At 40.1% G+C, this 14356-nt stretch carries 13 protein-coding genes; 5 read left to right on the top strand and 8 right to left on the bottom strand.

The window, feature by feature from the left end; translation table 11 throughout:
• Positions 1-62: 62 nt before the first annotated feature.
• Entirely contained in the window at positions 63-1160 is a 1098-nt protein-coding gene (gene aroC / locus P4S61_RS15135) for a chorismate synthase (RefSeq protein ID WP_145240385.1), read from the bottom strand.
• A 66-nt stretch (positions 1161-1226) separates the two neighbouring features.
• Complete coding sequence (gene prmB / locus P4S61_RS15130) at positions 1227-2162, bottom strand: 50S ribosomal protein L3 N(5)-glutamine methyltransferase (protein ID WP_145240383.1); 936 nt, start codon at positions 2160-2162, stop codon at positions 1227-1229.
• 147 nt (positions 2163-2309) lie between these two features.
• On the opposite strand from prmB, the gene smrB reads away from it, so the two are divergent.
• Positions 2310-2867, top strand: a complete 558-nt coding sequence (gene smrB / locus P4S61_RS15125) for an endonuclease SmrB (protein WP_145240381.1) — start codon at positions 2310-2312, stop codon at positions 2865-2867.
• A 36-nt stretch (positions 2868-2903) separates the two neighbouring features.
• Positions 2904-3827 carry an AEC family transporter gene (locus tag P4S61_RS15120; protein ID WP_145240379.1) on the top strand — a complete coding sequence of 308 codons (924 nt, stop codon included), beginning with the start codon at positions 2904-2906 and terminating at the stop codon, positions 3825-3827.
• 3 nt (positions 3828-3830) lie between these two features.
• Here the strand turns inward: P4S61_RS15120 and P4S61_RS15115 are convergent, their stop codons facing one another.
• The 4 genes from P4S61_RS15115 to sixA form a co-directional block, all read right to left on the bottom strand.
• Entirely contained in the window at positions 3831-4568 is a 738-nt protein-coding gene (locus tag P4S61_RS15115; RefSeq protein WP_182758345.1) for an SDR family oxidoreductase, read from the bottom strand.
• Positions 4569-5074: 506 nt separating this feature from the next.
• Entirely contained in the window at positions 5075-5653 is a 579-nt protein-coding gene (locus P4S61_RS15110) for a hypothetical protein (RefSeq protein WP_145240375.1), read from the bottom strand.
• A gap of 267 nt (positions 5654-5920) precedes the next feature.
• Positions 5921-6271 carry a RidA family protein gene (locus P4S61_RS15105; protein WP_149983028.1) on the bottom strand — a complete coding sequence of 117 codons (351 nt, stop codon included), beginning with the start codon at positions 6269-6271 and terminating at the stop codon, positions 5921-5923.
• A gap of 232 nt (positions 6272-6503) precedes the next feature.
• Positions 6504-6980 (bottom strand): phosphohistidine phosphatase SixA, encoded by a 477-nt coding sequence (gene sixA, locus P4S61_RS15100; protein WP_337118573.1) that lies wholly within the window; start codon positions 6978-6980, stop codon positions 6504-6506.
• 180 nt (positions 6981-7160) lie between these two features.
• On the opposite strand from sixA, the gene P4S61_RS15095 reads away from it, so the two are divergent.
• Positions 7161-9881: an insulinase family protein gene (locus P4S61_RS15095; protein WP_337118572.1), complete on the top strand. Its 2721-nt coding sequence runs from the start codon at positions 7161-7163 to the stop codon at positions 9879-9881.
• Between the two features lie 157 nt (positions 9882-10038).
• A complete protein-coding gene (locus P4S61_RS15090; protein WP_257326390.1) occupies positions 10039-12171 on the top strand; it encodes a putative bifunctional diguanylate cyclase/phosphodiesterase in 2133 nt (710 codons plus the stop codon).
• 353 nt (positions 12172-12524) lie between these two features.
• Here P4S61_RS15090 and efpL read toward each other — a convergent pair whose 3' ends face one another.
• On the bottom strand, positions 12525-13097 hold the full coding sequence (gene efpL, locus P4S61_RS15085; protein ID WP_145240366.1) for an elongation factor P-like protein EfpL: 573 nt from the start codon (positions 13095-13097) through the stop codon (positions 12525-12527).
• A 202-nt stretch (positions 13098-13299) separates the two neighbouring features.
• On the opposite strand from efpL, the gene P4S61_RS15080 reads away from it, so the two are divergent.
• On the top strand, positions 13300-13686 hold the full coding sequence (locus tag P4S61_RS15080) for an MmcQ/YjbR family DNA-binding protein (RefSeq protein ID WP_145240364.1): 387 nt from the start codon (positions 13300-13302) through the stop codon (positions 13684-13686).
• 53 nt (positions 13687-13739) lie between these two features.
• Here the strand turns inward: P4S61_RS15080 and P4S61_RS15075 are convergent, their stop codons facing one another.
• On the bottom strand, positions 13740-14258 hold the full coding sequence (locus P4S61_RS15075; protein WP_145240362.1) for a GNAT family N-acetyltransferase: 519 nt from the start codon (positions 14256-14258) through the stop codon (positions 13740-13742).
• Positions 14259-14356: the final 98 nt, after the last annotated feature.

Below are 14356 nucleotides of genomic sequence, written 5' to 3'. Positions count from 1 at the left end.
ACAACAAAAAAGCGCGATTAACATCGCGCTTTTAAATAATTCTAAATGCTTTTAACTAAACCCTAAACAGAGCCATTTATTGGCCCATGCTCATGATGAACATGCGGGTTTTGACCACGTTGACGTAGTAAATGATCCATTAAAGTAATGGCCATCATCGCCTCGGCAATCGGGATTGCACGAATGCCAACACATGGGTCGTGACGGCCTTTGGTGATCATCTCAACCGATTCATTACTCGTGTTAATACTATTACCAGGGATCGTAATACTTGATGTCGGTTTGAGTGCAATTGACGCGATTATATCTTGCCCTGTAGAGATACCTGCAAGCACCCCACCGGCATGATTTGAGGTAAAGCCATCAGGGGTTAACTCATCACGATGCTCAGAGCCTTTTTGCTCAACCACATCAAAGCCGTCGCCAATTTCAACGCCTTTTACTGCGTTAATACTCATCAGTGAGTGGGCAAGTTCTGCATCAAGGCGGTCAAATACCGGCTCACCTAAACCAACAGGTACATTCTTAGCCACTACTTTTACCTTCGCGCCGACTGAGTCACCTTGTTTTTTAAGGTCGCGCATATAGTCGTCAAGCGCGTCTAACTTGCTTGCATCTGGGAAAAAGAAAAGATTATTTTCAACTTCATCCCAATCGTAATTTTCAGCTTTAATTGGCCCAAGTTGACTCAAACACGCACGTACTTCAATACCATGAAATTGCTTTAGATACTTTTTAGCAATAGCGCCTGCGGCAACACGAATAGCGGTTTCGCGAGCAGATGAACGGCCACCACCGCGATAATCGCGTAGGCCGTATTTATGCCAGTACGTGTAGTCACCATGACCTGGGCGAAATACGTCTTTAATTTTGCCATAATCTTGTGAGCGTTGGTCGGTATTTTCAATTAATAAACCAATACTGGTTCCGGTGGTTTTACCTTCAAAAACACCCGCTAAAATTTTAATTTGATCGCTCTCACGGCGCTGCGTAGTGTAACGGCTTTGCCCTGGCTTACGACGATCTAAATCGATTTGTAAATCTGCCTCAGTGATTTCAAGGCCTGCTGGCGTGCCATCCACAACACCGCCTAAGGCGACGCCGTGGCTTTCGCCAAAGGTGGACACTTTAAATAACTGCCCTATGCTATTACCTGCCATTAACTTTCCTCATTCCTAATGACTACTAAGTACCGAGCCTGAGGCTCGGCTTTGATTTTGTGGTGATCAGTCTGCGAAATATGCAACGAGTTGTTTTTTGCTGATCACAAATACGCCAAATCCACCTTGCTCAAACTCAACCCATTCAAAAGGCGCATTTGGATAAAGGGCATCCATGTGTACCATAGAATTACCAACTTCGACAAATAACAAACCGTTATCAGTTAGATGATCGGCCGCTTCACTCAAAATAGTACGGGTTACATCAAGACCATCATGGCCTGATGCTAAACCAAGCTCTGGCTCATGGTGGAACTCACGCGGTAAATCAGCCATATCTTCGGCGTCTACATACGGAGGGTTTGCCACGATCAGGTCATATTTCTGCCCTGGTACACCGCTGAATACGTCGGATTGAATAGGTAATACACGGTCACTTAACTGATAATCAGTGATATTGATATCAGCAACTTCGAGTGCTTCATAAGAAATATCAACGGCATCAACCTGCGCTTCTGCAAAAGTTTGTGCTAATGCAATCGCGATACAACCAGAACCGGTACATAAATCTAAAATACGATTTACCGATTCAGGCTCAGCTAGCCAAGGTGAAAAGCGATTATGTATTAACTCTGCAAAAGGTGAACGTGGGATCAATACGCGCTCATCGACATAAAATGGCATATTAGCAAACCATGCAATATTAGTCAGATAAGGTACTGGCGTGAAATCATTTATACGTTCTGCAATTAATCCCGCAAGGCGGTTTTTTTCGGTGCTAGTTAACCGGGCATGCATTAATTCTTTTGGTGCATCAATGGGTAAGCTTAACGCGGGCAGTAACAAGTTGACTGCTTCATCCCATGCGTTATCAGTTCCATGACCAAAGAAAATACCACTGCTGGCAAATTGACTCGTGGTCCACCGTAGCCAATCGTGTAACGTTGACAGTTCTGCTACAGCTTCATCTAAGGTTGCTTCTTCTATTAATAATTCGCTCATATTCGTTATCTACCTGCTGCTTTAGAAAATATCAATTCAATCGAGGCGCAATTAAGGCCCCATGATTGCCCTATTGTAACGCTTTTTTACACAGTTTTTACTCTGTTTTCACTCGATTTCTAGCGTTTTTTTGTTTAGACTGCCGCTATGAAAAAAGATCCTCTCTCAAACGCAGATATTAGCCCTGACGACATCGATATGTTTCGTCAAAGTATTAATGGTGCCCGTGTATTTAAACAAGACACGCATCGCTTTGCTAACAAACCTAAAATCTCACAAGCTAAGCTGTTTGCCCAGCAAAAAAAGCAACATCAGGCAGAATTTTTCTTTTCTGATGAATATGTGCCAGATATTGATACCAACGGAACGGTTAATTATGTGCAAGACGGTCAAGATCGTTTTTTAGCAAAGCAGTTACGCCGAGGTGACTTTGTACCTGATTTAACCCTTGATTTACATGGTTTAAATAAGGAGTTGGCAAAAGATGAACTCGCAGGACTGATCCATGAGTGCAAAAAGAAGCATTACTACTGTGCGTGTGTAGTACATGGTATTGGTGGACATATACTCAGACACAAAGTGCCGCAATATTTAGTACAGCATCCAGATGTCATAGCAATACACCAAGCGCCACTTGAATACGGTGGTAAAGGTGCGGTACTTATTTTAATAAACTTACCACAAAGTGATGAATTTAGACGCTAAGCGTTAACGTTATCCCTATTTCAAGGCAACAGTGCAGTGCATATTTTCTCTATCATCTTTCCGCTGATTTTCATTGTTGCGCTTGGTTTTAGTTGTTGTAAATTAAAGTTTTTTGAACAGCAACACATTGCAGGGCTAAGTAAGTTTACTTTTTACATTAGCCTGCCGGCATTTTTATTTTTAAATATGTCGCAAATCGATTTACAGCAAAGTATTAGTTTATCGGCCTTTCTGAGTTTTTATATTCCTGTACTGAGCGTATTTGCCTTAGGTATTTTGGTTGACCGCTTTTATTTAGCTAAGCAAAAAAATTATCAACAACACAGTGTATTTGGCTTAGCGTCGAGTTACTCAAACATGGTGTTGGTGGGCATTCCTATCATCATCGCATCCCTTGGCAAAGAAATGATCGCCATCGCTTTTATGATCATTACCTTTCATAGCACATTGCTGTTTGCACTTACCTATTTAATCGGCGCAAAGGGCAGCGAACACGCATTTTCATGGTCAAGTTTTGCTAAGAGCATGGTACTGAATCCGATTGTATTGAGCATCGGCTGCGGGCTAATATTAAATGTCAGCGGCATTGTTTTGTTTGATAATCTAGCAAAGAGTTTAGAGCTTTTAGCGACCCCCGCCATTGCCTGCGCGTTATTTGTATTAGGCGCCAACTTAGCGTTTTACAAAATTGCAGCTAACTGGCAACCCGCATTAATCGCCTCGTTAATGAAGATTTTTTTACTTCCTGCTGGGGTATTTTTAATCGGTGCATACGCATTTGAATTAGATAGAGAGATTTTGAACGTGTTAGTGCTATTAAGCGCTTCTCCTGTTGGTGTAAATGCTTACCTTATTGCCAGTCAAATAGGTCAACATCAGGTGACATTAGCCGGTGCAGTTGTACTGTCAACGGTTTTAAGTGTGATTAGCTTTAGTTTTTGGTTATCGGTATTGCTTTAACCTTTACAAACCGCCAGCTACATCAACAAAGCTACCTGTGGTAAACGATGCCTGCTCAGAGGCTAAAAAGTAAATTGCAGCGGCAACTTCCTCAGGTTGTCCACCTCGACCCAATGGCAGCTTGTCTTTAAGACGCTCCACCCGATTTACTTCACCACCATCGCGGTGCATATCGGTGTAAATTAATCCTGGGCGCACTGAGTTAACACGAATACCTAACTTGGCTACTTCTTTGGCTAAACCAATGGTTAACGTGTCCATTGCTCCTTTAGATGCGGCATAATCAATATATTCATTTGGTGAACCGGTTTTAGCCGCTGCCGATGATACATTAACTATACTGCCGCCACTGGGCATTCGCTTAATCGCTTCACGGGCACATAAAAAAGCGCTTGTTACATTGGTGGTTAGCACTTCATTTATACGCGAGGCTCCCATCTCAAGTAATGGCATTTGCGGTTTCAAAATACCTGCATTATTTATAAGCACATCTAATTTGCCAAATAACTCATCTACTTTTGTAAACAGGGTCAGCACTTGCGTTTCATCAGACACATCGGCTTGCACTATTTCGGCTTTTACACCAAAGCCGCGTGCTTGCTCTGCTATTTTTTCTGCGCTGTGTTGATTCGTTTTATAATTAATACAAACATCATAACCGTGACTAGCAAAATAAATTGCGGTTGCAGCACCAATTCCTCGGCTTGCTCCGGTTATAAGTACTACTGGGTTAGAGTTCATTGTCTGTCCTTGTTTTTGCTTATTTAAAAAACTGGCCACTAAGTGATGAATTTAGACGCTAAGGGTTAACGTCATCTTTATTTCAAAACAATCGTTTAAATTTTTCATCGGCGCACCAGCATTTTATAAAATTGTAGCAAACTCGCAACCGGCCTTAATAGCCTCGCTGTTAAAGATATTTTATGTTGCGATCCCCGCTTCAGGGAATATATTGAGCAAATTCTTTATAGCCATCACACCAATACTATTTAATTAGTGTTCAAATATACCTTCTTATAAACAAAGACTTAGCTTCACCCAAGAACGAGATAGAATCGTTTCAAGTTATTTATGAAAGAAACTCTTCTAGCTTAAATAGATCATGTATTAAATCAAAATGGTATTAAGTTGAGGTAAACATCGCGCGTACATTACTGACAACAAGCGTGAGGTATTCAAAGGAGTAATTTAGACACTGCCAGTGTAATTCAACTCAACAAAAAGGTTCAAATGGACTGTGGAAATACTCACCTGACAGCAAAGTAAAATGTATCTTTATTTACTTCTTTAAAATCGTCAAACCGACTAGCTTTGTATTCATCACCTAATCTACTTTTATCTCCAAAAATTAAACCTTGATAACCGTTCATCACAGAACTTCCCCATTGCAAAGTGAAAATTTCATTAGTTCTATTATGATAAATATCCGTAATGCCGATTGCTTTCATTGCCGATAATAATTCGAGTACATCTTCTCTTTTCACTATAGTAGAAGGGATGAAATTGTTCGTAATGGTGTCCCAATTTTCGTATGCATTTTTTTCAGATTGTATATAGTAACTTTCATAAAACCCGCCTTCAGGAGCTATACCATACGTTTTCTTCTTATCATTTATTATAATATTATTAACGATGAAAATTTCTTCTTTAAGATAACTTAAGGTTACCAAGTTTAAATTTTCTAACTGTTGAGCTAAAGCTTTGGACTTATTCAGCGTAGAAGCTGATGTAATAAACTCTTCATTATAATTATCACTACAAGCGACTAAAGAAAACGTTAAAACAATAAGTAATAAGCACTTTCGATTTAAAAGAAACAACCCCATGAATTAATCCCCAAAGCAAGCGTAAATTTTAAGTTAAATTACTCATCCCCATTATGCAATCGAAAAGTATCAGCAATGTCTTTACAATACATGCACTGACGGACCTTGCCAATTGGTGAAGATAGCTATATCACCATTTTTTAGTATTGCTTCATTATGATGCTCAAAGCAAAATAAAAAAGAGGTAGTAGCTTTACCTCTTTTAATACAAAGGCTGCAAATTCATCGCATTAATTTGGATATATTAAGTCCTTAAATGCTTGGGGGTTACTTGATTGCAGCAACAACTGAAATCTCAACTAACAAAGCATCGCGGGCCATTTTAGCTTCTACGCAGGCACGTGCAGGCGCATGACCTGCTGGTACCCACGCATCCCAAACCGCATTCATATCGGCAAAGTAATCCATGCTTTTTACATAAATAGTGGCGCTGAGCATATGCTCTTTTGAACTTCCCGCCTCATTTAAAAGTAACTCAACTTTATCAAGCATGGTTTGCGTTTGTTCGGTGATGCCCTGCTCTGCGTCAGCACATACTTGGCCACATAAGTACACCGTACCATTGTGCTTAACGATACGACTCATGCGAGTTGCGGTTTGAATACGTTCAATTGTCATAAAATTGTCTTTGCTAAATTAGTGTGTCGCTAATTTAGCAAATTTGGTTCTGAACACAAGGTTACATACCCAAGTCACCTCAAGATTCGAGTTTCAGTTGGGCATTTCACTGGCACTTACTCTCATCGTTGTTACTTCTTGAAAGGGACTGCCATTGTTGCAAAGTAACGCCTTGATATTAACCCCCTGTGAAACGCTGAATTCTGTATCTTGAGGTGGTTTGGGTATGAGGTTAAATTTCGACATTGCTGGGAGCGTGAATACTTAAATATTGGCTTTTATGGCGACTTTCATCGTAACTCAATACGGCAACCGCTCCAGTGTTAAATATCGGCATATTCCCAGCACTCAATTGGTCAACTAAATAACTAACTATTGGCATGTGAGCTACGACCAACCAGGTATCGCATAGTGGATGCATCGCGATGAGAGTTTCTAGATAATCGGCGGCAATTTGTGGATTGCCTTCAGGGATTATATCGCTGCAAGTTTCTTCGAATAAAAAAGCATTATGCTTTTTTACTCCTTCAGCTGTTTGCTGAGCACGAATGTAAGGGCTTACTAACAATGCCGTTGGGGTATGCGTTGCTTGCAACCATAAACCCATTTTTTCGGCCTGTTGTTGGCCAACCGAGGTCAAATTTCTACTTGCATCGTCAGCTTGCATCGGTGTTGCTTCGCCGTGGCGCATTATTAAGATTGTTTTCATAAAAAATCAACCGATTAAAGAATATAAAACAGTAGCCAGTTTGCCTGTTTGTCCGCTATATTAAAACAACGTCACACATTTCGCTTATGATATTCAGGTAAAAATCGCCAAGCAATTTAATCGCAGCCCTGAAGTTATCATTGTTGTTAACGAGTAAACTTAACGTTTCAGGAGCATCATTTGAATATCAGCCGCAATGATAACAGAACATACCGTGCCCTCACACTGGACAATGGTCTAAAAGTCCTGTTAGTGCAAGATAAAGATTCAACTAAAGCCGCTGCATCGATGGCCGTGAATGCTGGTCACTTTGACGATCCTGTTGATAGACAAGGGCTCGCGCACTTTTTAGAGCATATGCTTTTTTTAGGCACAGACCAATTTCCGGAATCCGGCGGGTTTGGTAATTTTGTTTCCCAATCCGGTGGCAACACCAACGCATGGACCGGCACCGAGCACACTTGTTATTTCTTCGATATTAACAATCAAGAGTTTGCACAAGCACTGAGCCAATTTAGCCGGTTTTTTATTGCACCTTCTCTCAACCCTGGCGAAACTGAAAAAGAACGTAATGCCATTGATGCAGAATTTAAATTAAAAATAAAAGACGATGGCCGACGCATCTATCAAGCACACAAAGAAACCGTTAATCCTGCTCATCCATTTGCTAAGTTTTCAGTGGGTAATCAGCAAACCTTAGCGGATCGTAATGGCTGTGTAAGCAAAGAATTGCGAGATTTTTTTAACGCCCATTATCAAGCCCAGTGGATGAGCTTAGTGATCTGCGCTGATGCAGAAATTGACACTATGGTGCAATGGGTAACTACATTATTTAATGATATTAAAGGTCAGCAGCAACCAAAACCCGTCATTGAGGCATCACTTTATCGCGCGCAAGATCTTTGCAATGTGCTGCATATAGAACCGCATAAGCATATGCAAAAACTCATAGTAAGTTTTGCGATGCCTAATATTGATGATTTTTATCGCCATAAAACCGTTAGTTTTATTGCGCATTTATTAGGGTATGAAGGGCAAGGATCGCTTTACTCTATTTTAAAAGCGCAAGGTTGGATCAATGCCCTCTCTGCTGGAGGTGGCATCAACGGTAGCAACTTTAAAGATTTTAATATCAGCATGGCACTGACCGATGAAGGAATTGAATACTATGAAGACATCGTTGAAATGGTGTTTGAATATATTTGTTTAATTAATCAAAACATCGATAAATTACCGCGCTTATATCAAGATAAAAAGAATCTATTACAAATCGCCTTTGATAACCAAGAAAAAGCCCGCTTAATCGATTGGGTCAGTAATTTAAGCATCAACATGCAACACTACGATGAAGCCAATTATGTGCAAGGTGACTATCTCATGGATGGTTTTAATCAAACGGCTCATGAAACTGCAATGCAATGGTTAACGCCGCATAATATGCGCTTAGTGTTGATCCATCCTGATGTTGAACCTGAGCATACCACTCAGTGGTATCACACACCCTATCGGATCGAAAGTATTTCTAGCTGTTGGCTGGAAGCGCTGTGCGAAATTAATACTCCACTACCAGAAATGCTATTACCTACAGCAAACCCTTATTTAACCAAAGAAGTGTCATTGTATGACGTTGAGCAGCCACAAAATCACCCACAACTATTAGTAAAAGAACCTGGCTTTGATTTTTGGTTTAAACAAGACAACACTTTTCGAGTTGCCAAGGGGCACTTTTATTTGGCGATGGATTCTGACTTTGCTGTTAAAGATATCAAACACATGGCACTTACTCGTCTATTTGCAGACTTATTTATGGATAGTGTTGCAGAACAATTTTACCCGGCAGAGTTAGCTGGTTTAAGTTATCACTTAACCTCACATCAAGGTGGTTTAACCCTGCACACTGCGGGACTCTCATCGAGCCAATTAGAATTAGTTGATGAATTACTCCAAGCGTTATTTAACGTCGATATTTGCGCTAAACGTTTTGCCGAGTATAAAAAACAGTTAGTCCGCCATTGGCGTAACAGCAATCAAAATAAACCCGTTGGTGAATTATTTAGCGTGCTGGGTGCAAAAATAATGCCGTGGAATCCAGAACCAGAGCAGCTTGCTGTGGCACTTAAAGATACCAGCTTTCATCAGTTTAATTGTTTTCGCCGCGAGTTTTTTAATGCCTTGCATGTAGAGTCATTTTTGCACGGTAATTGGCGAGAAAGTGATGCAATTGAGTTTCAAAAAAAGATTGCTCACCACTTAGCTAAATCAGCAACTATTGAAGATCTAACCCGTCCGTTATTTGAAATAGACAAAATAACCCGCTCGCAACTGACCCTAAATTGTAGCGATCATGCGATGGTTATTTATTACCAAGCACAAACCGATGACGTTGTTGAAAAAGTAAAAATGATGGCGCTAAACCATCTTATTAATCAAGATTACTTTAATGAACTTCGTACCAAACAACAGTTAGGCTACCTAGTGGGCGCAGGTTATGCGCCCTTTAATACTCGTGCGGGCATCGCCTTCTACGTGCAGTCACCTAACTACAGTGCAACCGCGATTTTTGAGCGTCATAATGCGTTTCTTGAGCAATTCCTTGCTTCATTAGAGCAATTAAATGAAGAGCAATGGCAGCAACAAAAACATGGCTTAACCACCCACATCGCCGAAAAAGATAAAAACCTCCGGCTGCGTTCACAACGCTTGTGGCTTGCCATTGGTAATCAAGATCATCACTTTCATATGCAACAAAAATTGTTAGAAGCATTGGAAAACCTTAGTCTTGCGCAGATAGTTACTTATATTCGCGAGACATTTGCAGAACATAGACCAAGATATGAGCTACTAAGCGTACCTAAAACAAACAAAACGACAAAAAAGCTGATTTCTTCTCATTCTCTTTGACACAACACCGTGCTTCAATTAGATTATCAAGTGCAAAATACAGAAGTGCCCTATGATAATAATAAAAATAATATTCAACACATTCATATTCGCCTCATTATTACTCTGCTTTAGCCCATTGGGCTATAGCGAGCAATTAGTCGATCAGCAAACTTTAATGCTTTATTTACCGAGTGCATTTGTTACGTTAGTGCTGCCTTACTTATTATTCACAATCTACAAATTACGCCGCTCACGACGCCAATTATGTATTTCTGAACGGCGTTTAAAAAGCACGGTTGAAGGCAGTGGTGACACACTTTGGGATTGGAATATCAAAACTGGTGAAGTACTGCGCATTAACGATAAATACATGATGGATAGAAATACCATCATTGATGTTCCACCTAATAAAGCCCTTATTCACCCTAATGATATAGCGCAAGTTGAATTACTGTTAAAGCAACACTTTGCGGAGCAAACCGCTTTCTTTGAAGCCAGCTATCGCATTAAAGATAGCTTTGATCGCTGGCATTGGGTACTCGACAGAGGCAAGATCATTGAAAAAGATACCAATTTAAACCCGCTAAGAATGACTGGCACGGTACGCGATATCACGCAATTAAAATCAACCGAGGCACGCCTTAACTTATTCGCTAAATGTGTTGAATCACTCACTGATGCATTAGCCATTTACGATAAAAACTTTAACCTAGTTGATCTTAATCCCAGCTTTTTATCGCAGTTTGGTGGGAACCGAGATAACTATTTAAACAAGCCATTTACCTTACCAGGTTACGAGCAAAGTTATATTGATGATATTAAAAATACTGTTCGTCTTACCGACCATTGGCAACAAGAAGTTAAACTGCGCAACAGTGAGCGAAAACTACTACCGATTGAAATCTCAATCGATGAAATTAAGAATGAACATAATCAAATTTGTAACTATGTCATTGTATATTCAGATTTAACCGAGCGTAAAAAAGCCGAATCACAACTACATAACTTATCAAATCGCGATCGTACAACTGGCTTACCTAACCGAAATCTATTTTTTACCGATCTTAAAAAGCTGGCAAAACAAGACAGCCACCATGCATTACTAGTATTTGATTTAGATAACTTTAAAAAAATTAATGACTCATTAGGGCATCAACTAGGCGACAGTTTACTGGCAAAACTAGCAATGCGGTTGAGTAAACTCACCCGTGAAAAAGATGTGTTTTACCGCTTAGGTGGCGATGAATTTGCCTTAGTTATGTCTGGCACTAACGATATTCATACCATTACCAGAATGGCAAAACAGTTTTTAGCCGCCATTGCCACGCCATTTAAAATGGCAGGTCACGAATTAGTGATCACTTCAAGTGTCGGCATTGTGTTATTCCCAGAAGATGGCAATACCCCAGAACTACTGCTTAAAAATGCCGATACTGCGATGTACCATGCGAAAAAGAAAGGTAATAGCTACTTATTCTTTAACGACACCATGAACCGCCAAGCAGTAAAACGCCTGCAAATTGAAAACTTAATGCGATTTGGTTTAAAAGAAGATCATTTTGAAGTTTACTACCAACCAAAAATGAATATCCGCACCGGTAAATTCACTGGAATGGAAGCCTTAGTGCGTTTTATTACTCCGAAAAAAGGCATTATTAGTCCTGGCGTGTTCATTCCCATCGCAGAAGAAACCGGGCAAATCATCGAAATTGGTGAAGTGGTACTTCATAAAGCATGCCGTGATGTTAAAGCCTGGCTGGATGCTGGCTTATTTAATGGCCGAGTTGCGGTAAACTTGTCTGCTAAACAATTTAGCTTACCGGATCTAACTACTCGTATTGATGTGATTTTACAAAATCACGCCTTGCCATCGTACTTTTTAGAACTTGAAATTACGGAAGGTACGGTAATGGACGACCCACAAGATGCTATTTCGATCATGCGCTCTCTCAGTGCCCGTGGTATTCATTTAGCCATGGATGACTTTGGCACTGGCTACTCATCACTTGCATATTTAAAGCAGTTTCCACTTAATACCCTAAAAGTTGATAAAGCGTTTATTGATGATATGCAAACAGAGCGAGGCCGTAATATGGTTGACTCAATAGTTACCATTGCACATAACTTAGACTTACATGTGGTGGCTGAAGGGGTTGAGCAAGCAGAGCAAATTGCAATCTTAAAAGAGCTTAATTGCGAAACGATGCAAGGCTACTATTATTCAAAACCTTTATCGCGAGCTGAATTTACAGAATTTTTGAAGAAACAACAAAACCAAGCGGCACTTAGTTTAGTACAACAGGCATAGATGACAGCCTATGGTCGCCATGTGCACGCTTGTATACCAACACAGCGCACTAGTGCACGACGATAATGTAAGTTAAACAAGCACCATGCAACGGGGCCTAACAACCCTGCTAGCACCAACCAGCGTTTAACTGGCATACCTTTTTTAATTGCCTGTGAATACATAACGACAATAGATACTACGCTGAGCAGAAAATACAAAAGCAGCCTCGTTCTTTCAGTTTAAAAAATGAGCGCGCAGTGTAACCAAAGCATGCACTGATTTAAAGTACTGCGGGCAAATAATGAGCATAAATTATAATGATATAAAAAAACCGACAAAGATGTCGGTTTTTATCAATACAGGCAGCGTACTTATTTTTCAGCACGGCCCATAAATTTATGCTCTGCGGTATTAATACGGATGCGGTCACCTGTAGAAATATGCTCCGGCACTTGAATGATCAAACCAGTTGATAATCGTGCAGGTTTAGAGCGAGCGCTCGCTGAAGCACCTTTAATTGAAGGGTCTGTTTCTTCAACCACAAGTTCAACACTTGATGGTAAATCTAATCCCACTGGTGCGCCATCAATTACAATGACATGCACGCCTTGGGTTTCTTCGTTGACGAATAAAATTTCTTCGCTGATCGCTTCTTTATTAAGATTATATGGCGTGTAATCTTCGTTATCCATAAATACGTATTCTTCGCCATCTAAATACGAGAACATTGCTTCACGACGAGTTAAATCAGCTAGTTTTAACATGTCGCTATCTTTGAATGTTTCATCTACTTTGCTACCAGTTACTACATCGTATAAGCGCATACGGTACAAACTTCCACCAGCACGGCCTTGTGGTACAGAACGAACAATATCTTTAACCACTAAAACGCGGCCATTAAACTCAATCGCAGTACCTTTTTTAACTTCACTTGCCTTTGGCATCAGTGTATTTCCTATAATTTATAAATCCCCAGAAACATACCACGAACTGGATTTTCTTCAATAAGAAAATATCACATACCGCTATTTTTCTCGTAGGGCCTGTATTTACTCATAAATTTTACCTATTAATCGATTTTTCATGACTAAACTACGAAAAAGCTGCTATGGTTAAACTACCAAAAATGACTTCAAGGACTGGATCATGGATCAGCACACTGCACATGAGTATTTAGCAAAAAAACCTCTGGTTATGGTTACCCAACCTTTCGGCCAAGAAGTTGATGTATATAAAGTAAACCATAAAATGTTTGCCACTTTATCGGTTGGCAACGAAGGGGAAACTGACGAAGACGGCAACCCTATTTGGTGGATGAATTTAAAATGCGACCCGGATGAAGCGCAATCACTTCGTGATATTTTTCCTTCAGTGATCCCGGGCTATCATATGAATAAACGGTTATGGAATACTGTTATTTTAGATGGCTCAATCCCGCAAGGTGAAATTGAACGTATGATTGATAATTCATTTAACTTAGTGGTTGCCAATATGCCGGAAAAAGATCGCAAAGCGATTGAAATTCATATGTAAGTCACAATTTTAATGTTGTACTGCGCAAGCTACTTGTTCAGTACAACTTAGCCTTACTCCGTACACGTTAGTAAAAAATGATGATCATCAAATAATACCCCACCAATTTCGTAAGCTGACGGTTCAACGCTAACTAACTTAAAGCCACATTTAGCCAACACTTTTTCTGAGCCTACATTCCCTTTCGTAACCACAGCAGTAAATTGTTGAATGTTAAACGCTGTCGTCGCCCATGTTAAAAATGCTTGTAGTGCTTCAGTTGCATAACCTTGACCATAAAACTCCGGCATTAACAGATAACCAACTTCGGGAGTGTTTGATGAGGATGTTGTAAGCCCTGTAACGCCCACTTTTTTGCCTGTTTTTATTTCAATGATCATCAAACACAAAGACTTATTGGCTGTAGGGTGCCACGGCGCCAACCGCTGCATAAACTTACTACGTATTTGCGTATCAGAAGGCCTGTCAAAACATTTTTCAATAACGCATGGCTCATCATGCAAAGCTAAAAAAAACGCCCAATCGTCTTGTTCAAGGAGTCTCAATTGTAATCTTGCAGTGCTGATGTTCATTATTCGTCTTTACGCGGTATCAGTTAGGATGCCCCTGTTATAACAACAAAGCAAAATGATTTCAGCAACTAAATTTTTTAAATTCTAGGCATAAAAAA

The organism is Pseudoalteromonas sp. B160, from assembly GCF_037162485.1.
GTDB lineage: Bacteria > Pseudomonadota > Gammaproteobacteria > Enterobacterales > Alteromonadaceae > Pseudoalteromonas > Pseudoalteromonas rhizosphaerae.
Note: the sequence above shows the minus strand (reverse complement) of the source record. Positions and strands in the feature narration are given on the sequence as shown.